22 protein-coding genes are annotated in these 23678 nt (G+C 41.4%); 8 read left to right on the forward strand and 14 right to left on the reverse strand.

The features are described from left to right. Positions 1-72 precede the first annotated feature (72 nt). The 6 genes from RMY27_RS13385 to RMY27_RS13410 all read right to left on the reverse strand — a co-directional run bounded on the left by RMY27_RS13385 (position 73) and on the right by RMY27_RS13410 (position 6929). Entirely contained in the window at positions 73-582 is a 510-nt protein-coding gene (locus RMY27_RS13385) for a hypothetical protein (RefSeq protein ID WP_322663882.1), read from the reverse strand. Between the two features lie 411 nt (positions 583-993). Beyond that, a complete protein-coding gene (locus RMY27_RS13390) occupies positions 994-1371 on the reverse strand; it encodes a hypothetical protein (RefSeq protein ID WP_292775463.1) in 378 nt (125 codons plus the stop codon). Between the two features lie 548 nt (positions 1372-1919). Continuing rightward, complete coding sequence (locus tag RMY27_RS13395) at positions 1920-4178, reverse strand: TolC family protein (protein ID WP_322663884.1); 2259 nt, start codon at positions 4176-4178, stop codon at positions 1920-1922. Between the two features lie 103 nt (positions 4179-4281). Beyond that, positions 4282-5844, reverse strand: a complete 1563-nt coding sequence (gene kaiC / locus RMY27_RS13400) for a circadian clock protein KaiC (RefSeq protein ID WP_322663886.1) — start codon at positions 5842-5844, stop codon at positions 4282-4284. A gap of 75 nt (positions 5845-5919) precedes the next feature. Continuing rightward, positions 5920-6234: a circadian clock protein KaiB gene (kaiB, locus tag RMY27_RS13405; RefSeq protein WP_069069132.1), complete on the reverse strand. Its 315-nt coding sequence runs from the start codon at positions 6232-6234 to the stop codon at positions 5920-5922. A gap of 113 nt (positions 6235-6347) precedes the next feature. Further along, entirely contained in the window at positions 6348-6929 is a 582-nt protein-coding gene (locus RMY27_RS13410) for a KaiA family protein (protein WP_322663889.1), read from the reverse strand. A 656-nt stretch (positions 6930-7585) separates the two neighbouring features. Between RMY27_RS13410 and RMY27_RS13415 the strand changes: the two genes are divergently transcribed. Next, a complete protein-coding gene (locus RMY27_RS13415; RefSeq protein WP_322664066.1) occupies positions 7586-10822 on the forward strand; it encodes a hybrid sensor histidine kinase/response regulator in 3237 nt (1078 codons plus the stop codon). A gap of 65 nt (positions 10823-10887) precedes the next feature. Here the strand turns inward: RMY27_RS13415 and RMY27_RS13420 are convergent, their stop codons facing one another. Together RMY27_RS13420 and RMY27_RS13425 are read right to left on the reverse strand one after the other, a co-directional pair. Continuing rightward, complete coding sequence (locus RMY27_RS13420; protein WP_322663891.1) at positions 10888-12810, reverse strand: glycosyltransferase family 39 protein; 1923 nt, start codon at positions 12808-12810, stop codon at positions 10888-10890. Between the two features lie 250 nt (positions 12811-13060). Then, positions 13061-13696: a hypothetical protein gene (locus RMY27_RS13425; protein WP_322663893.1), complete on the reverse strand. Its 636-nt coding sequence runs from the start codon at positions 13694-13696 to the stop codon at positions 13061-13063. 719 nt (positions 13697-14415) lie between these two features. Between RMY27_RS13425 and RMY27_RS13430 the strand changes: the two genes are divergently transcribed. Further along, positions 14416-14748 (forward strand): DUF565 domain-containing protein, encoded by a 333-nt coding sequence (locus RMY27_RS13430; protein WP_322663895.1) that lies wholly within the window; start codon positions 14416-14418, stop codon positions 14746-14748. Between the two features lie 8 nt (positions 14749-14756). Continuing rightward, complete coding sequence (locus tag RMY27_RS13435; protein ID WP_322663897.1) at positions 14757-15764, forward strand: glycerate kinase; 1008 nt, start codon at positions 14757-14759, stop codon at positions 15762-15764. Between the two features lie 95 nt (positions 15765-15859). Here the strand turns inward: RMY27_RS13435 and RMY27_RS13440 are convergent, their stop codons facing one another. The 3 genes from RMY27_RS13440 to RMY27_RS13450 form a co-directional block, all read right to left on the reverse strand. Then, on the reverse strand, positions 15860-15982 hold the full coding sequence (locus RMY27_RS13440; RefSeq protein ID WP_322663899.1) for a hypothetical protein: 123 nt from the start codon (positions 15980-15982) through the stop codon (positions 15860-15862). Between the two features lie 45 nt (positions 15983-16027). Then, complete coding sequence (locus RMY27_RS13445; RefSeq protein ID WP_322663901.1) at positions 16028-16651, reverse strand: Uma2 family endonuclease; 624 nt, start codon at positions 16649-16651, stop codon at positions 16028-16030. Between the two features lie 386 nt (positions 16652-17037). Then, the gene (locus tag RMY27_RS13450; protein ID WP_322663904.1) at positions 17038-18546 is read right to left on the reverse strand and encodes an ABC transporter permease subunit; all 1509 of its coding nucleotides are present in this window, start codon (positions 18544-18546) and stop codon (positions 17038-17040) included. A 79-nt stretch (positions 18547-18625) separates the two neighbouring features. Here RMY27_RS13450 and RMY27_RS13455 point away from each other — a divergent pair, with 79 nt between their 5' ends. Beyond that, the gene (locus RMY27_RS13455) at positions 18626-19390 is read left to right on the forward strand and encodes an amino acid ABC transporter ATP-binding protein (protein ID WP_322663906.1); all 765 of its coding nucleotides are present in this window, start codon (positions 18626-18628) and stop codon (positions 19388-19390) included. 26 nt (positions 19391-19416) lie between these two features. Beyond that, entirely contained in the window at positions 19417-19542 is a 126-nt protein-coding gene (locus RMY27_RS13460; RefSeq protein ID WP_322663908.1) for a hypothetical protein, read from the forward strand. Here the strand turns inward: RMY27_RS13460 and RMY27_RS13465 are convergent. Together RMY27_RS13465 and lipB are read right to left on the reverse strand one after the other, a co-directional pair. After that, entirely contained in the window at positions 19539-19739 is a 201-nt protein-coding gene (locus tag RMY27_RS13465; protein WP_322663910.1) for a hypothetical protein, read from the reverse strand. The genes RMY27_RS13460 and RMY27_RS13465 overlap by 4 nt on opposite strands. A 252-nt stretch (positions 19740-19991) precedes the next feature. Next, on the reverse strand, positions 19992-20717 hold the full coding sequence (gene lipB, locus RMY27_RS13470; RefSeq protein ID WP_322663912.1) for a lipoyl(octanoyl) transferase LipB: 726 nt from the start codon (positions 20715-20717) through the stop codon (positions 19992-19994). A gap of 620 nt (positions 20718-21337) precedes the next feature. Between lipB and hpf the strand changes: the two genes are divergently transcribed. Beyond that, complete coding sequence (gene hpf, locus RMY27_RS13475) at positions 21338-21985, forward strand: ribosome hibernation-promoting factor, HPF/YfiA family (protein ID WP_322663914.1); 648 nt, start codon at positions 21338-21340, stop codon at positions 21983-21985. Positions 21986-22350: 365 nt separating this feature from the next. On the opposite strand, the gene RMY27_RS13480 is transcribed toward hpf, so the two are convergent. Beyond that, positions 22351-22617, reverse strand: a complete 267-nt coding sequence (locus tag RMY27_RS13480) for a hydrogenase maturation nickel metallochaperone HypA (protein ID WP_322664067.1) — start codon at positions 22615-22617, stop codon at positions 22351-22353. A gap of 277 nt (positions 22618-22894) precedes the next feature. Here RMY27_RS13480 and RMY27_RS13485 point away from each other — a divergent pair, with 277 nt between their 5' ends. Both RMY27_RS13485 and RMY27_RS13490 read left to right on the forward strand, forming a co-directional pair. Beyond that, a complete protein-coding gene (locus RMY27_RS13485; protein WP_099099305.1) occupies positions 22895-23086 on the forward strand; it encodes a hypothetical protein in 192 nt (63 codons plus the stop codon). A 105-nt stretch (positions 23087-23191) separates the two neighbouring features. Beyond that, positions 23192-23632: a protease inhibitor I42 family protein gene (locus RMY27_RS13490; protein WP_322663916.1), complete on the forward strand. Its 441-nt coding sequence runs from the start codon at positions 23192-23194 to the stop codon at positions 23630-23632. The last annotated feature ends 46 nt before the right edge of the window (positions 23633-23678 follow it).

Here is a 23678-nt window from a genome sequence, read left to right on the forward strand (position 1 = left end):
GGCTCAGGCCATCTCCCAAGAATAGGAAAGTAACTCAAGCCGCTGTGTCGTGTTCTGTAAACTATGATTTATTCAATACACAGTATTTGTGTCGGCATAACCTTGGATATTTTCTGGATCAAACTGACGTAATATTTTGGTTGCTTGGCGAGTCAGAGTTTCAGAACCTTGAACGGCGACTAAATATTTACCTGCATCTAAGCGGTTGCGATAAGGTAAAGCATCACCACCACCTACAAGTAAACCGACTCCGCCACCGACAAAGACACCACCCATTGCACCACTAGCAGCACCCAGCAGTCCGCCAACAATGTGATTGCCAACTTCACCCGCCCAAGCAAAAGTATCTAAACCAGTAATCAGGCTGAATGTAAAACCTGCAAAAAAGCCAAATGGTATCAGCCAGGTTGCCATCTGTTTTGCTTGCTTTTTAGCCTGTTCTTTGGGGTCAATTAAGCCAAACTCGTCGGCCGTTTTATACCCCCTCCCTAAAATAGTGCTGTTAATGCCTTCTTTTTCTAAAGCTAAGTAAGCAGCTTCGGCTTGAATGCGGTCTGGTAATACGGCAACAAGGTAATTCATTGATTTTACAATTTGTCTAATAGAAGTTTTGCCTTAATTAACAGCGTATCAGTCCTGGTCTATTCAACCTCGCATGACTAGAAGTGACACATCTGGATTACTCCAAGACTTACATCAGAGTTAGCAGGCTCACATCCAATACTTTTCGGTTAAGGGGGAAAGGGGAAAGGGAAAGGGTTTGATATTTACCTTTACCCGCAAACCCATTAACCTTTACCCAGACCAAAAGAGAGATTGTTGGATTTATCCGAAAAGTATTGGGCTCACATCTTGCACCAAAGCACTAAAAGGACTACCCACTGCGTTTGTGTAGTCCGCCTGCGCGGACTAAGGTTATTAAGGGTTATGAAGCCGTTTTGCATCTATGTTCAGTAGCCGCAGTTTTAATCGTGAGATTAAAATGCGGGTCGATCATTTTAGCAAATCTAGTGGCTCACAAAAATTGTTTACGCCTTGCTTGAGGACATATAGCAAAACTGGCGTTGCCAAAATCTTAGGAAATGTCGGCGTTGTTTTTAGATGTTCCATCATCTTCACAAGAGAAGTATTAAGCAAATCTTCTCGATATTCTTGTTCGCAAATGACCACACGCCATTTTCTAGCCAAGGCATCTAACCACTCGGAATTTGCTCTTTCTGGCTGTTGTCCTGCTCGGATAGCTAGCGTCATCGCTGCATCTTCCAAATCTCCATCACAGTCTTCAATCAAATCCAGCGCTTCCATATCGCTAGGATCGTCTGCCAATTGAGAGCGAAACTGTGCAATTTCTTGAGATGTTACTTTAGTCATGAGTCTTTGACAAGGCAAGCGATCGAACACTCAGTTATGTTAGTCCAAATTTGACTATAGCGCTTCTCTGCTAAGTCCAATACAGACCTCACAAAAACAACTCCTTCTCTACGACTTCTCCCTAACCCAATACTTTTCGGATAAGCCTAACAATCTCTCTTTTTGCCTGGGAAAAGGTTAAAGGGCAAGGGGGAAAGGTGAATTCAAACCTTTTCCCTTTCCCCTTTCCCCGTTAACCGAAAAGTATTGCTCCCTAACCCTCTTTTCAGAGGAGCGGAAAAAGTTTTGTTACCGGAAGAATTAGATAAAACACGTCTACTTTGAAAACCGTAGTTTTTTCTTTTTATCCTTTAGCGATCGCTAAAGAATTTCTAAAAATCACAATTTACAATAGTGCCTTTTGGACTAAAAAGCCTCACTTATTCAGTGTATTTACTGAATAAGTGAGGCTTTTAGCTAGCTTTTTATTAGAAATGCTACTGGACTGTGTAATGTCCTGATAAACACAACAGTAGTCAAAAGTATTCATTCAATGGAGTTTCAGCTAATTAGCGGAATGCTCTGAGGGTAACAGACCGTTGTAAATCAGCTAAAGCGCGGTTGTAATCCAAAATTGCTGTGACTCGATTACCTTCAGCTTGTGTGAGGTCGTTTTCAGAGTTAATGACATCAGTTTGAGTACCTACACCAGCTTGGAATCGCAAACGCGCTAAACGTAGAGCTTCCCTAGCTTGTTCTAAAGCGGTATTAGCGGTTTGAACATTCTCCAAACTAGATTGCTGGGTAGAATAGGCTTGTTCTACCTCAAAGCGAATTTGGTTGCGCTGTTGAGCAAATTGAGTTTCTGCGATCGCAATATTAGCTTGCTGTTGAGCTGCTCTTGCTCTTGCTGCTCCGCCATCAAACAAATTTAGGGTTGCCCTAACTCCGAATGAATAACCATCAGTAACGCTGACATTATCATCGAACTGGTCTAGCAGGTTATAGCTAGCGACCAAACTAACTTGAGGCCCCAGTTCCGCAAGAGCTTGCCTACGCTGTTGCTCGCTAATATTACGTTGTGCTAACTGCTGTTGCAATTCTGGACGATTTTGATAAGCCAACACAATACTTTGTTCTAGGGTTGGGTTCCAAAGACCAGCTAATTGTACAGGGTCAGCGGCACTGATATTTATTGCTTGCGGCAAACTTATCCGAGTTGCTAATTGACGACGGGAAATTGTCTGCTGGGATCTAGCATTAGTTAAATTTTGTTGGGCATTTGCTAAATTCACCTGCGATCGCAACACATCGAACCGCGTACCAACCCCAGCTCGCTCTAAAGCTTCTGCATCACGCAAACTAGCTTCAGAGTTCAGCACAGCCGATTGGGCAATCCGTACTTGTTCATCCGCTTGTTGCAAATTGTAGTAGTCTCTGGCAACATTCAGACGGATTGTCTCAGACTGAGTTTCTACAGCCAACTCGCTAAAACGTACCTGTTCTTCAGCCGCTTTGATGCTAGCTTGCACTCTCCCAGAAGTATAAAGATTATATGAAAGTTGTGCTTCACCAGAAAAAGATGTACTGGGTTGATCTTGGTTAGGGGCAAACGGCCCGCTTAATTCGTTCTGACGTTGGCCATTAGCAGATTGACTACGAGTCAGATCGGTGCTAACTCCCAAAGTGGGCAATAAAGCAGCTTGCGCCTCTCGTAGAGCCGCTCGATTGCGTTCTAGCTCCAATAAAGACACCTGTAGATCGCGATTGTTACGCCGTGCCAACTCCAGAGCCTGTGCCAAAGTAATCGGCTGATTTCCTTGAAGTTGCACCTCCTCCGGTTTGGTGGGAAATTGTAGGGGATTTGAGTTAGGAATCAGGTTCTCCGGAATTTGCACCGGCCCTGGAGGCACAGGAGTTACGGTTCCTGGCACAGTAGAAGGTTGCACCGGCCCTGGCGGCACAGGAGTTACGGTTCCTGGCGCAGTGATAGTTGGCGTTGAACCCTCTGGTACAGGAGTTACGGTTTCTGGCACAGTAGAAGGTTGCACCGAACCCTCTGGTGCAGGAGTTACAGTTCCTGGCACAGTGATTGGCGTCGAATCTGTCGGAATCGTGGTATTACTTTGAGCCAAGCGACCAATAGCGTTTTGTCGTAAGCAGGTGCTTGAGGTTAGTAGCACAGCCAAGGAGTCAGTTTTGCTTTTGCTCAACTCCTGTGGACACCTCTGCGCTGACAACAGTTTTGCTGCTCCTGCACCTGTAGCTGAAGTTTGTAAAAATGTTTGCAACTGAGTAACAGTATTTTTCTTTTGAACCACTGGCTGCTGTGCAGAAGACAGGGACAAAATTTCTTTTTGGACAGAAAGGGGTTTTGAAGTGTAGTTGGGAACTACTCTCTTCTTTAATTTCTGCCTATCAGCGCTTGAATTACTCTGTTTTTGGTTCTTTTGAGCTAGTGAAGGATTAGAGGTAGGTGTCAAACTGAAAAATCTACCTTTATCTTTCTTAAGTAGTTGTTTTATTGGCACAACAGTATCTTCAGCCGTAAATACGGGAATACTGTTATTACTTAAAGGTTTCATACTAAGTTTAGTAAAACCCAAAGTAGGTACTAGGGTTGGAACACTAACATTTGCACTATTAGGCAGTTGCCTATTTATGGTGTCTACAACCAAGCCTTGACCATAAGTAGAAGTCAAAACACTAGGAGAAGACGCCAGTTGTACCCCAGTTAGTTTCGCAGTACCAGCCCAAGCAGGCTGAGTTGTTAAAACTGCTGCCGTTACACCAGGTAAGAAGCTATAAAATAATTGCTGTCCTTTCACCGCATCCCTCACACGAAAATCAATCTAGCGGCAGAAAACCTTTCTTCACCACAGAATATAGCACGATACTAAACTTAGGAAAGAATATACTACGATACTAAATTTAGGGTTCGGAACTCTGTTTGTCTTCAAAACGTCTAACAATGCGAGAAAGTTCCGCCTTTTCATCGATACTAACGCGAGTAGGAGCACCGCTGATAATCCGTTCGTAGTTTCGGAAAGAATCTTTGATTTCGGGCCCGTCAGCAGTAATATTATACTCACGAATCCCCTTATCATGCCAAGACCCGCGCATTTTGAATACGTTAATTGCCCGCGACATTTCTCCGCGAATTTCTACGTACTGTAACATCAGAATTGTATCGGTAATCGTGGAAATATGAGAGTCAGTAATCGAATGCGCTCCTAAAAATTGGTCGGTTGTGTTAGTAAAAAAGCCAGTGATTTCTTCTTGTTTAGCATAACCTGTCACACCAATTACAAACTGCCGAAATGCATTATTGCTCACTCCTCGAGCTAGTGCTGATAGAGAATCAATAGCAATCCGAGCGGGTTTGAAAATAGCAATTTCTGATTTAATAATTTGTAAGTGGTCTTCTAAACCAGTTGATTCAGGATAGGTACAGATTATTTTGAGTAAACCTTTATCTTCTAATTCTTCAAAATCAATTCCCCAAGAGGAAGCATTACGAGATAATTGGGCGCGTGATTCTTCATAAGCAAATAATATCGCCTGTTCTCCATTCAGGCAGCCATCTTGAATAAACTTACTTACTAACAGCGTTTTACCAGTACCTGTGGCTCCTGTTGCCAAAATAATTGAATCTTTAAAGAAACCACCACCACACATTTCATCTAAGGTTTTGACACCAGAAGATACCCTGATATTAGAAGAACGTTGAGTTAAGCGCATTGCTCCCAGTGGGAAGATGTTAACTCCTTCATTAGTAATCGTGAAGGGATACTCGCCTTTCATATGAGTTGTGCCGCGCAATTTGAGAATTTCAATTGTGCGGCGGCGGCGTTCTCCTTCTAAAGCGTTGCGAACAATTACTACATTATCGGAAACAAATTCTTCCACACCAAAAGACGCAACAGGCCCATATTCTTCACTACGTTCAGTAGTAATTAAAGTTGTGACATTCAGTAGTTTGAGACGTGCTACTAAACGAAAAATTTCGCGTCGCACTACTCCCATTGCTTCATACTGCTGAAATACTGCTGTTATTGAGTCGATGGAAACTCGTTTAGCTTTGTATTTGCGGATAGCATATTGTAAACGCTCAATGAGTGCAGAAAGGTCAAAATTTCCAACGATATCTTGGCCTTCTGGATCGGGAGATGCATCAAGAATAAATAACTTGCCTTCTTCGATTAAGCGGGGCAAGTTCCAACCAAAAATATTGGCGTTTTTAATAATATCACTTGGTGATTCTTCAAAGGTTACAAATACTCCTGGTTCATCAAAGTAGGTGATACCGTTATAAAGAAACTGAAGAGAGAATAACGTTTTACCTGTGCCGGATGTACCACTAATCAAGGTCGTTCTACCAATTGGTAAACCACCATGACTAATATCGTCAAACCCTTCGATCATTGTCCGAATTTTTTCGACACCCCTAATTATTGGTGGTTGTTTTGGGTCTACTTGCTCGTTTTGACTCATTGCTTGATAACAAAAGGGTATTAAAACCTGTTTTTTTATTACTAATTTTGGACTAAATTTTTTATGATTAAAAATTTACTCTTCAAAATCTTCTTCACTCAGTTCTTCATAGAGCAAATCCAATCCAATCAATACTCTTTCTCTATCTGAAAGATCCCCAATAATTTTGCGAACGGGTGGAGGCAGAATTTTAGATAATGTTGGCGTTGCCAAGATTTTATCTTCTTCCGCCAGTTGTGGACTTTTCAATACATCGATCACTTTTAAAGCATAAACACCTTCAAACTCCTGCTCTAAAATATCTTTGAGTGTTTTTAATGCCCGGACTGAATTCGGGGTGTTTCCTGCTACGTAAAGCTTGAGAACGTAGGTTTTTCTGGCTTTAATCATATAATATACTTAATAACTATTCATGAGCATAAAAATAACAAATGCGTTCGCGCATTGGGAGTAACTAACAGCAATAGTGTGTTCAAAGTGAAATATACACCGATAAACTTAATTTATTTAGAAATTGAACTCCTATAAACTTCGCACAAGTGAGCCAAGATATCGATTAAAGTTAGCCGATAATCAAGTAACGTTTCATTGCTCCTGCCTTCTAATTTTAGCTGGTTAGAAAATTCTTCAATTACCTCCATATGAATTTCGATGATTTGGGGCACAGGAATATTAGCATAAAATATAGTATTGATAAATTTATCAATTTTCTCTTTGAGTGTTTTGTCTGTGGTAAAATAATCTATAAGAATCAGGGTATAATCTATTTTAAGCTGTCTTAATAGTCCTTGTTTTTCTGCTGGAGTCATCTCCTGAAAATGCTGTTGGCTTTTTTGCATCTGACTGGCAAATACATAAACGTACTTGCTAGTGTATGCCTTACTTGGATTGAGTGGCGGACAATTTGGTAAATAGTTGATTTTTCCAGAGGTCGTTACAGCAACAGGTAAGTAGTAAAATTGGGCAGTAATTGCGTCCATCAATTGCCCCACCCACGTACTCAAACCTTTTAGGTTGGCTAAGTCAACTGGATTATTTAAGCATTTGTTCACATTAAATTGCGGAATCAATATCGGTAATAACATCTATTCTTGAATATATCTCCTCGATCGCCTTGACCAATAAACGCGGGCTGATAAGTTTAGCTAACGCTTTAAGGGGATACTGGGTGTGCAGTCAAATGGTGATTTAACCCCAAAATAACGCTCTATGAGAGCAGATAGTGCTACGCACCTAACAATTTAGTGCAGCAACTAACTGGTAGAACTTAGTAGGTCTTTGATGATAAGGTATCCTTCGGCATAGCAAGACACAATAATTAACTCATGATTTACATATCTATGTATATAAATAGATAGATTTTTTTATTTTGCTCCTTGATAAGATACTTAAACGAACTTAAAGGATTGTCGCATTCCAAATCATTATAATTCCTCAAGGTTCTAAAGCGAATCTTTGGGGCCATAATTGTTTTAGCCGTCGCTATCGATGAGGAGTTTAAATACCAGTAAGACACTGGAGAGGCTAGTTGCTAGAAATGAGAAACGTCGCCTCTTGGAAAAATGCACTCGTTTGCAATTCCCGTGTCCGTTAGGGGAAATTCCGTTGTTTGAAAGGCGTTGAAATAACCAGAGTTGCTTATATGAGTCTTCTTAAAGGATATGACTTCAGGCGAAAAGACCATCAACTGGCAGATGGAAATGCCGGAGGGTTCCACAGGAAGAATGACCCCCAAATCCTTATGTTAATGCTAGATTACCCGCTTTATGACTTTCAGGCAACCGTACCTAGCTGCCCCCAAACAAGTTCTCTGGCAGTGGTGTTGGAGATTTTTGAGCAAGAGCAGTGCGATCGCCTGGTAGTAGTAAATCAACAGCAATGTCCCATTGGATTGCTGTATTCTGCCCGTTTAATCCCAAAATTATTAGCACAAAGTGACGATAAAAATCTAAATTTACAACAATCGCTCTCTACCTGGGGTCAAGGTCTAATTGAGCCAATACAGACAATATCAGCTTCGGAGCGTGTAGAGCGATTAAGCTTGCGCTGGTGCGATTCACAAGCCGAAAAACCCCAAAACTTAGATTGGGCGCTGATTGACTCTGATGGTCGATATTTGGGACTGCTGGATAGTTCACGCCTGTTGCGATCGCTGGCTAAAGCACGCCTGGGTGGGTTACAAAGGTCTAGTGAGCATCGTCATGAGTATGATGGTAGACCAAATGAACCCAAGTCGCTAGGACATCAGCCGCTGGTACACTTGCTAGAAAGACTGCCTTGGCCTTTGATGTTGCAAACGGGTACAGGCGAGGTGGTAGCGCGAAATCCTGCCTGGTGGCAGCAATTAGGAACCTTAAAAGATCCAGAAGGAGTTAGGCAACAGGTGGAGGCAATACTTGCCCCGAACCGCTCCGATATAGCAGAATATGTCACCCAACCAGCCATCAAAGTTCATCCCAATGGTAGGGAGAATGAGTATGGTGGTGAAGATGAACTGACTCAACCAGAAGCATCAGGTGATGCTGCATACAGCCGATGCTATTTGGATAGTCAGGTGGGTACTTGTACCTGCGTTGTTGAAGTACAAAATGGTCAAGAGCGAATCTGGCAGTTTGCCAAAATTCCCTTAGATAGTTCTGAGTTTAAAGTGATGAGTGCGGCAGAGGAGATTGCACTCAGCACTGATTTGTGGTTGGTTTTAGCTACTGATGTCACTGAACAGCAGCAGCTTTGTAAAGAACTAGCAGCGAAGAATGCCGATTTAATTCAACTAAATCGGTTAAAAGACGAATTTTTAGCTTGTATTAGTCATGAACTCAAAACTCCCCTAACTGCCGTGTTGGGATTGTCGCGTTTGCTCGTGGATCAGCAGTTGGGAGAACTTAACGAGCGTCAAGCCCGTTATGCGGGACTGATTCATCAAAGCGGACGCCACCTGATGAGTGTGGTGAATGACATTCTGGATTTGACCCGGATGGAGACGGGACAAATGGATTTGACGCTGACACCGGTGAAAATTCAGGCTGTGTGCGATCGCGCCCTCTCGGAAGCCAAAGCTATCCACACTCAAACTACCAAAGCGACATCTGCCCCGCCACCTGCAAATGCCCGTTCATCTGCTCCGCAATTCTGTCTTTCCATTGAACTAGGTTTAGATCAGATGGTGGCAGACGAATTGCGCTTACGCCAGATGCTAGTGCACCTACTTTCCAACGCCTTTAAATTCACCGAAATATCTGGCGAAATTGGGCTGCGGGTCAGTCGTTGGGAAGGATGGATTGCCTTTACCGTTTGGGATACAGGCATTGGTATTCCCGAACACCAGCAACACTTAATCTTTCAAAAATTCCAACAACTAGAAAATCCCCTTACCCGGCAATTTGAAGGCACTGGTTTGGGGCTAGTATTAACTCGCGCCTTGGCTCGCCTCCACGGAGGAGATGTCAGTTTCTTATCGCGTGAAGGTAAAGGTAGCCAGTTTACCCTACTTCTGCCGCCCAGTCCCCCGAAAACAGGCTTTTCGGAACCAGATATGGGAATCAGAGAAGACGAGGAGACACGATATCAACCGACAAGGGAAAACTCCGCAGCCGCTCGTCAGCAAGTTAGTACGCCCATACAGCATCATCTTGCGAGTTCGCAACGGTTGGTCTTGGTAGTCGAAGCAGTAGCTCGATATATTGAAGACTTGACCGAACAACTCAAAGGTTTAGGATATCGGGTAGTGATTGCGCGATCAGGCACAGAAGCAGTCGAAAAAGCGCGACGCTTGCAACCAATAGCGATATTTTTAAATCCGTTGCTACCCCTGCTTTCAGGTTGGGATGTGCTGACTTTACTAAAATCTGACACTGCAACCCGTCATATATCTGTTATTGTCACGGCCACAGGAGCGGAAAAGGAACAAGCATTTGCTAACCGAGCCGATGGTTTCTTAAGTTTGCCTGTAGAGCATCAGGTCTTAGCACCGGTTCTCGAAAAATTATGTACTGCACAAGCAATTGGGCAGATAGGATTAAATAATAGTGCAATTATCCCAACTAAAACCCCACTGCGAATTCTCAGGTTGGTGAATCCCCAGTTAGAATCGGTCAATCCCCACCCCTCACTTCGAGAACATCGAGTGATTGAAGTAGATGACCTAGATCAGGCAGAACTTTTGGCACGGGTATGGCAGTTTGATGTCATTTTGCTAGATGTCGAAAGTACCACCGCCCAAATTTATTTGCAACAACTAATTGGACATCCACGTTTGGCAGCTATACCACTGGTGACTTGCGATGTTGCAACTACCTTAATCGCCTCTAAAATACCAGGGTTATCTGTATTTCCTTACTTAACACCATTTGCGAAAGACAACAGCAGTCGCACCGAAAAAACAGATGCTTTACTATCAGTACTAGAAATTGCTTCTGGTATTTGCTGCCCTCCCAACATCTTAGTCGTGGATCTAACAATGCTGCGGGATTTTCCCCAGGTAAGACGTAAGCCAGCTAAGGGTTATCGGACAGAAAAAAATTGCTCAATTAGTAGTGAAACTGCTGAACGTGGTTCTGAGTGGTTCCAAGCTTTAATTCAATACCTGCAAACAGCAGGCTTCAAAGCGGCGATGAGTCCTTGTTGGGCAGAAGTGTTGCAACAAATTCGTCACGAAAGCGTTGACTTACTGCTAATTTGTTTAGGAGAAACCTCTATCCACAAAGATGTACTCAAAGCACTGAAAACATTGGGAGATTCGCCTTTAAAGTTACCACCAATTTTGGTACTAAATCAGCGATTAAATCTCTCAGAAACCAGTTTCCAGGATGGAGTAGCTTATAAGGGAATTAACAAGCAGAAAAAGAATGGTTTGGAATCGATAGAAACTGTTGTTGGTGCGATCGCTACCCAAATATTACCGCGATCAATATCAATGGAAGACCTATTAAGCCAGATCAATCAAGCTTTAGCTGTCAATGGTTACAATAGCAAATGTTAACGGGGTCATCAGTTATTGGTCATTAGTTATTCTCAAAGGACAAATGACTAATGACCAATGACAATTTATGATATGTCTATTTTTTCTTTTTTCATTTTCTTAAAAGGAACTCGAACCAAGTTATAAGCACCCTTGGTCGATAAATTCTTGTAATCATCTGGCTGTAAGTCCATTTTCAAAAACTTTTTCTGTTCGGCCAACAGCAGCACTGAAGAAGGTTTTAGTCCTTTAGCAGCCTTATTTTTAATATGCTCTACAGCCTCTTGGGGAAATTTTAAATAATTTACGTGGATGTGGCTGTAAAATACCACACTAGGCTTTTTGAAGCCAAGCATGATCAATTCTTCGTTTGGTTGTTTTGCTTCTAAAATGACCGCAGACAATTCCCTTAAGGGTAATTGACGTTCCCGATCGATAAAGAACGAAGCAGGCGTTAAGACAAAAATTACAAACGCCACAAACCCGATTAAATTAATACTCATAATGTAGTTCCAGCGGCGGCTCAATAATAAACCCGCAACCAAAACAGCAGAAACTAGCCAAATTATACCCGCGATTACTGGTAAACCAGATTGTTCAATTAGTTCATGGAAGTTACTTATCGCTGGATCGGTACCTAATATATGGGTTATGTTCAGCAGTGCTGTTGCCAGAACTGATAAAAATACTACATTCACCCAACCACTTATTCGTAGCAAAGACGCAAAGATGGGGGGAGTGGGAGTGGGGGAAACAGGAATTGTTTGCCGTGTCTCTGTATCTAAAAAAAGGTCGCTCCACAACAAGGCTACGAGGATTGCTGCTGCTGGCATTAAAGGCAATACGTAGCTGGGGAGTTTAGTAACAGCAATGCTAAAAAAGCCAAAGATAATAGCAAACCAGAACCAGGCAAATAAACCAAATTGCTGAAAACGTTCAAGGGATCGCCAATGCGATCGCTGCCAAAATTTTAGTCTGATTATAGAAGCTGGTAAATACACTGAGTATGGTGCAAAACCCAACAGCACGATTAAAAAGTAAAAATACCAAGGTGCTGAGTGACCATTAACTACTTCTGTAAAGCGTTCCAGGTTGTGATAACCAAAAAAGGAGTTAATGTAATTCCAGCCATTGCGCCAAATTACTAAAGCATACCAGGGCACTGACAAAGCGAGAATTATCAGTATACCTACGAGAAGGTGCATTTCCCGCAACACCTCTCGCACTTTACCCACGTAAAACAAAAAGGCGGCAACAATTAGCCCTGGCAAAACAATTCCCACTGGCCCTTTTGTCAAAATTGCGCCAGCAATCAGCACATAAAAAGCTAAGTACCACTTATTAGGGAATAGGGCATGGGACATTGGGGATTGGACATTAGTGATTAATTCTGCTCCCCTGCTCTCCTGCTCCCCTGCTCTTCTGCTCCCTTCCTTCCCTGCGTACCCTAGAAAAAAACAGAACAAAGCCGATGCTATACATCCGGTGAGCAGCATATCAGAGACACCCGTTCTCGCCCAAATAATAGTTTCGGGATTGAGCGCCATCAGTGCTGCTGCTATAAAAGATGTTTTGTAGCGACGAGTAGGACGTGAAACTTGCTCTAATTCCTCTTGTTTAAGCAGATACCACTGGATAGTGTAAAAACCTAAACAAACTAAGCCGAATGCTGCGATCGCGGAAGGAAGGCGTACTGCCCATTCATTCACGCCAATCAGATGATATGCGATCGCCTGACACCAGTAAATTAAAGCAGGTTTATCGAAACGAGTGTCACCATTGAAAAATGGGGTAATCCAATCACCTGTGACGAACATTTGGCGGGAAGCTTCGGCAAAGAGCGGCTCTGTCTCATCAATCAAACCAATATTGCCCAAATTCCACCCAAAAGCTATCCAGCCAATCAATATCAACCACAAAATCGACACAGTTACACCAAGGGCTGGATTCTTTACTATTTTGTTGAACCACTGATCAACAGTGTGCTTAACACTCAATTTCATGCTCATTAGTCAATAGTCAACAATCACTACTCAATAGTCGTTGATTATCTATCTTTTGTTCTTTGGAGTTTTGAATTCAACAATATTACACTTTTTCCTGTTCAGTAACGCCAGTTGTTCTAAGTCGCCAAAGAAACTTCTCCAATACGCTAGTACAGCACGGCGGAAATAAACATACCCTTCGGGTTCACCAGTCGCCTGCGGAGGGAAACCCTCCCGCAGCGCTGGTTCACCATTTCAAATTACTAAATATTGACTATGGACTCAGTACTAGTTGCCATTCTTTGTTTTGGGCATTCCATTTAGGTAATTGAGTTTCGCCGACAATATAGGGGCCCCAGTAACGACGGGAACCATCTTGTGCGAAAGCAACTAAAATATCTCCCTTCTCCAACTTTAAATTATTCTGAGGTAGAGATAAAATCAGCCCTTTTTCACTACCTTCTTGGGGAGCAAAATCCCAATGTGCCGGTACATCATAGTTAGCCTGCTTAGTCCCAGAGCCTTTTGCGAGCGACTGTCGCGCCAGTAGAGCCAACCGTACAGGCTGATTTGTTTGATTGCTCATTCGCAAAGTTCCTTGATCCTTACTTTTACTAGCTGATTTATCACGCTCTGCCAAGACAGGATAAGTATTCTCTTCAATATTATTATGTTCTACTTGATTGGTTGAGGTAGTTGCTGTTGATAGACTAGCAGAAACACCCTTTTCAGGTAAAACGGGTGTAGAGGAAGCCGTCTCCCACTGAGTAGTTTCAGTCGGCGGTTGTGAAGATGTATCTGGGTTTGTGGACTCAAGGGATACGCTTACTCCAAAGCATCCCACCAGAGCAGCAAGCAGTCCCAAGCAAAAAACTGTAATACCGAGGTTACGATATACTGAGGATTTCATATTGATAGTTATTAGAAATAAATATTTTGTTTAGGCTTGACCAAATAGTAGCCTATTATCCCAAAAGGGAATCATAGAAAGTAGTCTGATATAGACTTTCCTAAAATGAATGATACTAATGTATTGTATGTATCATTCTGATTAGACAATATTCGCAGGAAATAATTTCCTGGATGTCCGACAAAAAAGGGGTAAAGATACCCATTGCTTTGTGTCTTGACCGTAGGCTTGCATAAAAACAAGAAAATTAGATACCGAGCCAGCCAATTCATTTGTATAAATAAAAATAAAACTTTCGTGAAACCACTAGTACAGGTAAGCAGAATAAACCTACCGTTTTATTACAGCCAAAAAGCCTAAAATCACAGTCTTTTGACTTTTGACTTCCTCGAACGCGAATTTATGTTGAGCAAAGTCGAAACACAAAGTCTCCAAGAGTTGGGGCGGACTTCCGCTTTGCGGTACTAGCGATCCTAACAAGGCATTTTTTGCCAAACCCTTAGATAAATTTAAGATGCATATTTCATCTTGCGTTAGAATAAGCACCCTTTTAAGGGACTAAACTTCCCTAAAGATGATATGATGTGCAAATTTGAATCAACGCTGGAAGCCCAGCAGATATTTATAATATTAACAAACAAGCTGAGGCTAAAACCAATATCCTCTTTTGAATATAAGATTTTTCAAGATATCTTGACTTTTCGCCAGAAGTCTATGTGATGCAAAACACTCGTCTCAATAACTTATTCGATGCCATTGCTACACGCTTGGGGCAATGGTTTTTTAATCCTTGGCGGCGGCTATCGTTGCTGATCATTAGTTTTTTGTTCGGTTTTTTTCTGGCAAACGTAGCTTCCACTACAGCCGGTCAACGAGCAGAATTAGACATTCTGGTTGCTGCTTTTTTAGTAGTGTTGACGGAAATTACCAGTAGGATATTTTATCATCGCAGCTTTTTGTCAAAGCGATCGCTCTTAGTAGATTCATTAAATCTCCTCAAAGTTGGTTTCATCTACGGACTGTTTCTCGAAGCCTTTAAGCTGGGATCGTAGGGTGGGAGATGAAGGAAATAAAGAAGCAGTCAGCAAGAGAAGCGGCGTTAGCAGATACATTGAGGGCAAAAGCTTTTGGAATCACGCCAGAAAATGTCGATGAAATGATCGAAAGGCGATCGCATTTACTAAAATCTGTTTTCCCAGCTTTTAGCGAATTCTGTCAAGCTACTCTCCAAGTACTACCCCAGAAAATGTTACAGGTATTGTGGGACTTGTGGCTGCCTTTGGGGATCAAACTAGCATCGCAGCGCCAACAGTTGGGACGCCCCCTGATTCAAGGAATATTGGGAGGACAAGGCACTGGTAAAACCACAATGTCCAAAATTCTCATTTTGATTCTCGATCATTTGGGATACAGGACTGTGAGTTTATCTTTGGATGACTTATACAAAACTTACAGCGATCGCTTGCTTTTAACACAGCAAGATCCCCGCTTAATTTGGCGTGGCCCACCAGGAACCCACGATATAGACTTAGGTTTAAATGTACTAGATCAAATTCGCCAGTCGCAAAGTCCAGTGATGCTTCCCCGCTTTGATAAATCAGCTTTTGCAGGTGCTGGCGATCGCACTACTTCCGAAATGGTGACGGATGTAGATATTGTACTATTTGAAGGTTGGTTTGTGGGTGTACGACCAATTAACGCAGATGTATTTGATACTGCACCGCCGCCAATTGTTACAGATGAAGATAAGGCATTTGCCCGCGATCTGAATCTTCGCCTCCATGCTTATCTACCACTGTGGGAGCGATTAGACAATTTAATTTTGCTCTATCCAACCGATTATCGCTGTTCTTTGGAGTGGCGCAAACAAGCGGAACAGCAAATGATCGCTGCGGGTAAATCGGGGATGAGCAATGCAGAGATAGAACAATTTGTCAATTATTTTTGGCGATCGCTTCACCCGGAATTATTTATCACGCCGTTGGTAAAAGATGCGACAGTGGTTGATATGGTGATTGAGATTAATGGCGATCGTAGCTTTGGTGCAGTGTATTGCGATCGGGCTTAGGGCGTTAGTTCTCAAGCAAATCAGCTAAAAACACTATATATTTGCTTAAAGCGTGATTTATCCTACTCTTTAGACCAAAAATTCCAGAGGTATCGTTAAAGTGCTTGTAGCACAATGCTAGCTTTTTGGGTGTCATAGCAATTAGCAAAGATAAATTTGCTCGCTACTTGTTCTATTTCATGGTTACTTGCTTCCCATTCATCCCAAGGTAGTCTCATACTAATTCGTAATTAGACAAGTTGTAAGAAGCTATCTCGATAATTTTAACTACTTGGGAAACCTCCAGCTTGAAAAATCTGTTCGGCGGTTAAATTCAATTCTGGAAAAGTAGGCGAAATGATGCGATCTGTACTTCTAAATTGAGTAACTTGGTATTCACCATCGATTAATTGATAAATAGACATAGTAGGCTGTTTGGGGTTGCCAGTAAACTTTTTAGCGCCTAAACCCAGATAATCTACAACCCAGTATTCAGGAATTCCAATAACCTCATACTTACCTTGTTTTGTGTAGTAGTCATCATCCCAATTGGTACTAACTACCTCAACTACTAAGGGAATTGATGCCGGATATGATACAGTTGATTCTTTTTTCCATAGCGGCTCATTCACTAAATTAGGACGATTTAATATCAACACATCTGGAGAGTAAGCTGATACTGAATTAAAAGGTTTTATCAGCGCAGTTTTGGGAATTGTATAAGGTAAATTTAATCGGTCAAATTCTACTGTTAGTTTTCTAGCTATAAAACCAACAACATCTTCATGTTCACCAGTTGGTTGAGGCATTTCAACAATCGCACCATTATGTAATTCGTATCTCCCGCCTTCGGGCCGCCACGCTGCAAAATCTTCAAAGCTTACTAGTTTGGGTATGGCTTGAGTCATAAATTGTTACCTTGACTTGTATATTGCCTTAATCACCAATGCTTTTAAAGTAGTTATAAAATGAGTCATTGTAATGTTTTTAAAAGCCAAACAGACGATGAAATTCTTCTAAAGATAAATTACGAGTATTGAGGATGTTCATATATTTTTGCTTGATTAAAATGAAAAATATTTGTCTTGTAAGCCTAATTTTACAACGTCGTGAAATTTATCTTTTGCTGACATAACATATTTGTTTGCTCTGTAGAGCATTCTATCTATATATTATCTCCCTTCTCAAGCCGGAGGACTTAATATACCAAATTAGTTAACCGAGTAATGCACTATCTTCATCTCATCTGTTCAGGTGCGTTAACCTGCGGCGTAACACACTCTACTGAAAATTATTATGTCTCGTATTTCTTTTGGCGTTTAACCGGATTCATCCACGCTTCTAAGCTATTAAACACCTGTGAAGAAAGTAACGTCAAACATAAATAAACCACCGCTACACCCGCGTATATCTCAAAAGCGCGATAGTTATCAGCGACAATTAACTGTCCCTTGCGGAACAATTCTTCAAATCCAATCACTGCAACTAAGCTAGTATCTTTCAACAAACTGATAAACTCATTACCTAAAGGTGGAATCATCCGCCGGAAAGCTTGGGGAAAAATTACATACCTCATGGTTTGCACAGAACTCAAACCTAATGATTGTGCTGCTTCTGCTTGTCCTGTTTCAATCGATTGAATCCCAGCACGGACAACTTCGGCAATATATGCAGCACTATTCAAACTTAAAGCAATTACTCCAGCAGTGAGACGATCAAAAGAAAATGTCAAACCAAATTCTTGTAAAATTGCTGGTAAACCGAAGTAAATCATAAAAATTTGCACCAGCAAAGGCGTTCCCCGAAAAAAATCTACATACGCCCTCGCCAACCAACGCACAGGTGCAATATGAGAAAGACGAACAATACCAATTAAGGAACCGCCAATTAAACCAAATACTACAGAAAGTATCGTCAATTGCAACGTTATCAATGCACCTTGCAATAGACTTGGAAAAGCCTGCAATACCACGCTAATTGAAGTTAATATTGTAGGTGCGCCAGCGTTAGTTTGATTCTCAAATGGTGATTTAGCTGGTAGTGATGGTGGCTCAACTTTAAACCATTTCTGGTATATTTGGGAATAAGTGCCATTTTTCAGCACCCTATCCAAGCCATCATTTATCAATGTCAAATTTGGCGAGTTTTTAGCTGTAGCAATTCCATAAAACTCCTCCGTCAGCAATTTCTGTACTACTTTAATTCCCTGAAGATTGCCTGTATTAATTGCATATAAAGTTACAGGTGCATCATTAATTACCGCATCTACATTACTGTTGAGCAATTCTTGCAAAGCTACGGGCGCAGAATCAAAGCTGCGAATTTGCACCCCAGGAATACTTTTAGCCTTTGCAGCCCCGGTTGTACCAATTTGTACAGCAATTTTTTTATTTTTGAGACTGTCAAAACCAGTAATATCTTGATTGTCTGCGCGAATTGCGATCGCTAACCCAGCCTTAAAATAAGGGCGGGAAAAAGAAATTGTTTTCGCCCTCTCCTCAGTAATCGTAATCGAACTAATGGCCGCATCTACGGTTTTGGCTTGCAAAGCTGGGATAATGCCATCAAAAGGCAGACTTTGAAAATCAACTTTAAAGTTAGCAGAAGAAGCAATCGCATTCATCAAATCAATGGAAAACCCTTGCAACTCGCCACCTTTTCCTTGAAACTCAAAAGGTGGAAACGCCGGTTCCGTAGCAATCCGCAAAGTTTTCCCCACGCTAGAGTTCACAGCACAGCCAGCCAGTAACAAACAGCTAAAACCTACAACCACACACCAGCGCCCAAAACCAAATTTAACCATATTATTTTCTCTCCCTCTCTGCGCCTCTGCGGTTCGTTAAAAACCTTACAATCAACTGTAGAGCAGCTTGATATAAGTAATGAACAATACCATCCCCGCCATTATTTTTGACAATATCGAAAAAAACTTTGGTTCCCTCAAAGTCCTCAAAGGAATCACCGGCGAAATCAACCGGGGAGAAGTCGTTGCAGTTATCGGTTCCTCCGGCTGTGGTAAAAGTACACTACTACGCTGCTTTAATCGGTTAGAAACCATTGACAAAGGGCGTTTAATAATCAACGGTATCAACTTATCCCGACCCACTGTCAAATATAACCAACTGCGGGAACTACGGACACAAGTAGGCATGGTTTTTCAACAGTTCAACTTGTTTCCCCATCTCAGCGTTCTAGAAAATATGACACTCGCACCGCGTAAAGTCTTGGGTAAAACACCAAAAGAAAGCGCTCAAATAGCGAGATTATATTTAGAAAAAGTTGGCTTATCTGACAAAGCCTCTGCTTATCCCGAACAACTTTCTGGCGGACAAAAGCAACGAGTAGCGATCGCTCGTAGTTTATGTATGAATCCCCAAATCATGCTATTTGACGAACCTACCAGCGCCCTAGATCCTGAACTTGTCGGTGAAGTTCTGCAAGTTATGCAACAATTAGCCACAGAAGGGATGACAATGGTAGTTGTCACCCATGAAATGCAGTTTGCCAAAGAAGTAGCCCATCAGGTGATATTTTTAGACAAAGGTATTGTGACAGAACAAGGCCCAGCCTATGAAGTGCTGACCAATCCCCAAAGCGATCGCCTACGTATTTTCCTAAGTCGCCTTCAAATAATTCGTAATTCGTAATTCGTAATTCGTAATTAAAGACTTTCTTGAAACTCCTCACTCACTACTTCCCACTCAGCACTCAGCACTCATTACTTCCTACTCAGCACTCAGCACTCAGCACTCACTACTCAGCACTCAGCACTCAGCACTCAGCACTCAGCACTAATTAAAGGTATTCGCGCAAGAAATCAAAGGGATCATCCTCCCAACAAGGTTCAGGTATTAGCCAAAATAAACTACCGCTGATGTCGGCTTCAATTTCATCACCGTCGTCTCTATCAAATAGTTCTATCAAAGCTGTCCAATCACGTTCTCTGAGAAATGTTATCGATGGGGCATATACCTGGAGATTATTTGAGTAATTCACGCGCAAAGTTGTGCTTAAAAGCAGTAAAAATTTAGTATATAAATTTAGAAATAATCAGAGTTTAGCTTTGACAACCGCAGTCATACCAATTCAAAATTTAAAAAGTCTGATTTAATTTGGTTTCTCAGGCTTGTATCTATTACATTCTTTTTTTAAATGGGTATTAAATAGTTATTTTGATAGTATTAAATATGGACTACTCTCATAAGTGTCTCACAATTTAAATAGGACTGCTATAGTATTTATTACATATTACAAGCTAAATTTACTCAGACCGGAAAAATCTTGAGGCTGAGATTCTACTAATTCCACACCAAAGACTTCTGCAAAAGATTGTGCTACATAAAAACGCACTTCTTGGCAGGTGATGCCTGGAATCCATTCGGCTAAACTGCCTACAGGTTTGTCAGAAATGCCGCAGGGTACAATGCGCTCAAAGCCTGTCATGTCTGGACAAACATTTAATGCAAAGCCGTGCATAGTAATCCAACGGCTGACTTTAATACCAATAGCTGCAACTTTTCGCCCTTGCAACCAAACGCCAGTAAAAGCCGGAATTCTTTCTCCTTGCAATCCATAAACTGCCAATACACGAATTATTACTTCTTCGAGCTGCCGTAAGTACCAATGGAGGTCTTTACGATAACGTTGCAGATTTAAAATTGGATATCCCACAAGTTGACCGGGACAATGGTAAGTAACCTCGCCGCCTCGTTCAACTCGATGCACATCATACTGACTGTTTACCCTGAGCGCAGCCGAAGGGTCAATATCAAATTTGAGAAAGTCTGAGTTGCTTCCTTGTCCCAAAGTGTAGACAGCAGGATGTTCTAGCAAAATTAACACATCATCTAGATTTGGGTCATGAATGCGCTCATTAACGAGCGATCGCTGCCATCCATGAGCTTCCAAGTAAGGCATTATTCCTTGATTATACAGCAAACAAATGTTTTTTTGTGGTTCAATACTATGGATCATGCCAAAATTCAACCGTATAAAGAACTAAATATATTTCAAGTTACAGGATTAGAATCAACAATTGTCAAGCTTTGCAAAGGATTTTAAAGGAAAGTCAAGGGAAGATGCATTAGAAAATACAAAGTGCTAGCTTGAATATATAACCTCAATAGGTTTTAGGAGGAATTCTCTGCAATAAGCATTATGCCAAGACAATAAGGACGAATGTACTGGCTGATGACTTTAATACAATTGTTTGCATTTCAAACAGAATCAAACTTCCACAAAGCCTTGTATTCTTGAACAACAGCAAGCAAACCTCAATCGAACACAGAAGGAGCAACTATCAACAGTTCTGTAAGCATTCCTTTAAAAGAAAAGGTAGTCATAGAAGCTACAATTAGATTTCCTCACTCAAGAGTGCTAATTGGATATACAATTAGACATCAGCGCAGAGATGAGGAGGTAAACCAAGGGTATACTTGACAATTCCTCAGATAGAGTAAGCTGAGAGACAGCTTAACAGGAGTAGATACAATATAGTTCACAATTTGTTTTGGCGGGAGTAATAAACCTTACCGCAATTTCTTTTCATACAAAGCAAATTCACACATCCAAAATATTCAGCGGGAGAGTATTAAATGAAGCTTGTCATCCACGGCAAAAATATTGAAATCACCGATGCGATTCGTGAGTATGTACATCAAAAAATTGAAAAAGCAGTTAGTCACTTTCAAAGCATTACAAATGAAGTGGATGTGCATCTTAGCGTCGCCCGGAATCCCCGAATTAATCCAAGACAAGCGGCTGAAGTAACTATTTATGCTAATGGTAGCGTTATTCGTGCCGAGGAAAGCAGCGAAAGCTTATATGCCAGCATTGACTTAGTTGCAGATAAAATTGCCCGTCAACTGCGGAAATATAAAGAACGGCGTCAAGACCACAAAACTCATGCTCAACCAACAGAAGTAGTTATTCCAGAGTCGATAGTAACAGATTTAATTGGCGATCGCACCGCCGAATTGCCCAACGAAGTCGTCCGCACCAAATATTTTTCTATGCCGCCGATGACCGTTGCAGAAGCCCTAGAACAACTGCAACTCGTGGGACACGACTTTTATATGTTCCACAATTCTGAAACTGGAGAGATTAATGTAATTTACGAACGTAACCACGGTGGTTATGGTGTCATCCATCCCCGCAATGGTAACGCACAGAATAACGGCAAAAATGGCAAGGCAAGCCACACTAATATAGTCATGCCGGAAAAGTCGCATTCGAGTAAATAGGGACTGGGGAATAGGGAGTAGGGCGAATAGGGAGATGAGCCAGACAAGGGGAGCAGGGGAGAAGTTGCAATAAGTCTTTCTTCTTTGCACCTCTGCCTCTTCCAATGCCCATTCCCATATTGTCACCCAGTTATCGCAGCAAATTCATCCATGACTTTCTGGCTGATATCTGCGCAAGCTAGATAATAAGGATTGACAGTTTATTTCCCTTGGAAGTAGACATCAGAGTTTTGTGTTGTACCGTGCAAAACAGAGAGGGCTTGCGCGGCTAGCGATCGCGCGGCAATATGAAAGTACACAGTTAATTTTATCTGCCTGATGTATTGCAAGTTGATTGGCAACTTCAGTAATATTCAGGCGATGAATTAAGACACTTCTAGAAAAGCTAGTTCAAACTCGTTGCCTTGATGCACTTCACAATAAGCTTGGTGACACTCTGGGCATTCATTCAATTTGCTAGTCGGGTGAAATTCAATGTTGCAATTCGAGCAATAACAAACAGCAGGAACATTCTCGACTTGTAATTTGGCATCTTCCGCTATTGTTCCTTTTTTGGCAACATCAAAGGCAGACTCCAAAGAATCTGGTACTACATCAGATGCTTCACCTACTCGCATTTGTACTAAACGAATGTGTTGAGCGCCTTCGTCTTATTCATACTTTTTAGTTATCCGACCCTATTTTTAAGTTAGATAAAAAACTTGAGGAACTTGTGAGGAAATATTTGAATTAAACAGTTTTTTCATATCTTAAAAATAAATTCTCAAAATTGAGTATTCAAAATAGGTTAAACTGCGTGTATAAGCTGGCAGAATATTAGTACCACTCGATAATAAATTTTAATACATCCTTTAAGAACAAGTGGGTTTTGTCAGCATATACTCAGATGAAATTAAGGAGGTAATTATCATGCAAAAAGAATATATGGAGATTTTAGAATCATTAATTAATAAATTGACATTATCCGCAATATTAGAAATGTTAGAGCGAATATGTCACAAAAAAGCGGAAAATTTGAGAACTCATTGGCAAGATGAAACTTCAGCAAAGCTTTGGGATAAAGCCGCTAGACAGATAGAACAGATAAATGTTGATGTTTGATGAAGAATTCAGGAATCAGAATCAATGGGTAGATGATTCAGAGTCGCCACGCATTGTCAATGAATTTTATGATCTTTTTGGTGCTGAATAATGTTCTTTATGTTGATGCCAATAACTTTGGTTACGGTTTTAGAACTTAATCAAGGGTTTATAAGTTATCTCAATACTCCAACCGTCGTTGGGGTAGTAGATCGCCACAAATGTATTAAAAAGAAGAAAGTGTTACCGCTTACCATTACCCAGGCAGACCAAGGTAAAACTTTTACAGTTCGCAGTGGCAGTGTAATTGTACTCAATCTAGCAGAAAATCCAAGCACGGGGTACACATGGGAGATCGAAAAAATTGATCCCTATGCAATCAAACTTCAGAATTCAACCTTTTCTAGCAGCCCAACAGATGGGCTCGTAGGTGTTGGTGGAAAACGAATATTTACCTTCAAAACCAAAGCTAGAGGGGTAGCTAGATTACAACTCAAGGAATGGCGATCTTGGGAAGGCGATAGCTCGATTGTCCAGCGATTTGATGTTACCCTCCAAATAAAATAGTAGTAGTCTGTTAAGGTCATCTCCGGTGATTTTCCCGGAGGGTGGG

The organism is Nostoc sp. DedQUE09 (assembly GCF_034530915.1).
In the GTDB taxonomy this organism is placed as follows: domain Bacteria; phylum Cyanobacteriota; class Cyanobacteriia; order Cyanobacteriales; family Nostocaceae; genus Nostoc.

What these genes read in the sequence shown, in the direction of transcription:
- RMY27_RS13390 (WP_292775463.1), bottom strand. Translation starts at nt 1,371, where the DNA reads ATGACTAAAGTAACATCTCAAGAAATTGCACAGTTTCGCTCTCAATTG.
- RMY27_RS13450 (WP_322663904.1), bottom strand. Translation starts at nt 18,546, where the DNA reads ATGGTTAAATTTGGTTTTGGGCGCTGGTGTGTGGTTGTAGGTTTTAGC.
- RMY27_RS13425 (WP_322663893.1), bottom strand. Translation starts at nt 13,696, where the DNA reads ATGAAATCCTCAGTATATCGTAACCTCGGTATTACAGTTTTTTGCTTG.
- RMY27_RS13440 (WP_322663899.1), bottom strand. Translation starts at nt 15,982, where the DNA reads ATGAGACTACCTTGGGATGAATGGGAAGCAAGTAACCATGAAATAGAA.
- RMY27_RS13420 (WP_322663891.1), bottom strand. Translation starts at nt 12,810, where the DNA reads ATGAGCATGAAATTGAGTGTTAAGCACACTGTTGATCAGTGGTTCAAC.
- RMY27_RS13455 (WP_322663906.1), top strand. Translation starts at nt 18,626, where the DNA reads ATGAACAATACCATCCCCGCCATTATTTTTGACAATATCGAAAAAAAC.
- RMY27_RS13415 (WP_322664066.1), top strand. Translation starts at nt 7,586, where the DNA reads ATGTTAATGCTAGATTACCCGCTTTATGACTTTCAGGCAACCGTACCT.
- RMY27_RS13490 (WP_322663916.1), top strand. Translation starts at nt 23,192, where the DNA reads ATGCCAATAACTTTGGTTACGGTTTTAGAACTTAATCAAGGGTTTATA.
- kaiB (WP_069069132.1), bottom strand. Translation starts at nt 6,234, where the DNA reads ATGATTAAAGCCAGAAAAACCTACGTTCTCAAGCTTTACGTAGCAGGA.
- hpf (WP_322663914.1), top strand. Translation starts at nt 21,338, where the DNA reads ATGAAGCTTGTCATCCACGGCAAAAATATTGAAATCACCGATGCGATT.
- RMY27_RS13485 (WP_099099305.1), top strand. Translation starts at nt 22,895, where the DNA reads ATGCAAAAAGAATATATGGAGATTTTAGAATCATTAATTAATAAATTG.
- RMY27_RS13385 (WP_322663882.1), bottom strand. Translation starts at nt 582, where the DNA reads ATGAATTACCTTGTTGCCGTATTACCAGACCGCATTCAAGCCGAAGCT.
- lipB (WP_322663912.1), bottom strand. Translation starts at nt 20,717, where the DNA reads ATGATCCATAGTATTGAACCACAAAAAAACATTTGTTTGCTGTATAAT.
- RMY27_RS13445 (WP_322663901.1), bottom strand. Translation starts at nt 16,651, where the DNA reads ATGACTCAAGCCATACCCAAACTAGTAAGCTTTGAAGATTTTGCAGCG.
- kaiC (WP_322663886.1), bottom strand. Translation starts at nt 5,844, where the DNA reads ATGAGTCAAAACGAGCAAGTAGACCCAAAACAACCACCAATAATTAGG.
- RMY27_RS13430 (WP_322663895.1), top strand. Translation starts at nt 14,416, where the DNA reads ATGCAAAACACTCGTCTCAATAACTTATTCGATGCCATTGCTACACGC.
- RMY27_RS13410 (WP_322663889.1), bottom strand. Translation starts at nt 6,929, where the DNA reads ATGTTATTACCGATATTGATTCCGCAATTTAATGTGAACAAATGCTTA.
- RMY27_RS13435 (WP_322663897.1), top strand. Translation starts at nt 14,757, where the DNA reads ATGAAGGAAATAAAGAAGCAGTCAGCAAGAGAAGCGGCGTTAGCAGAT.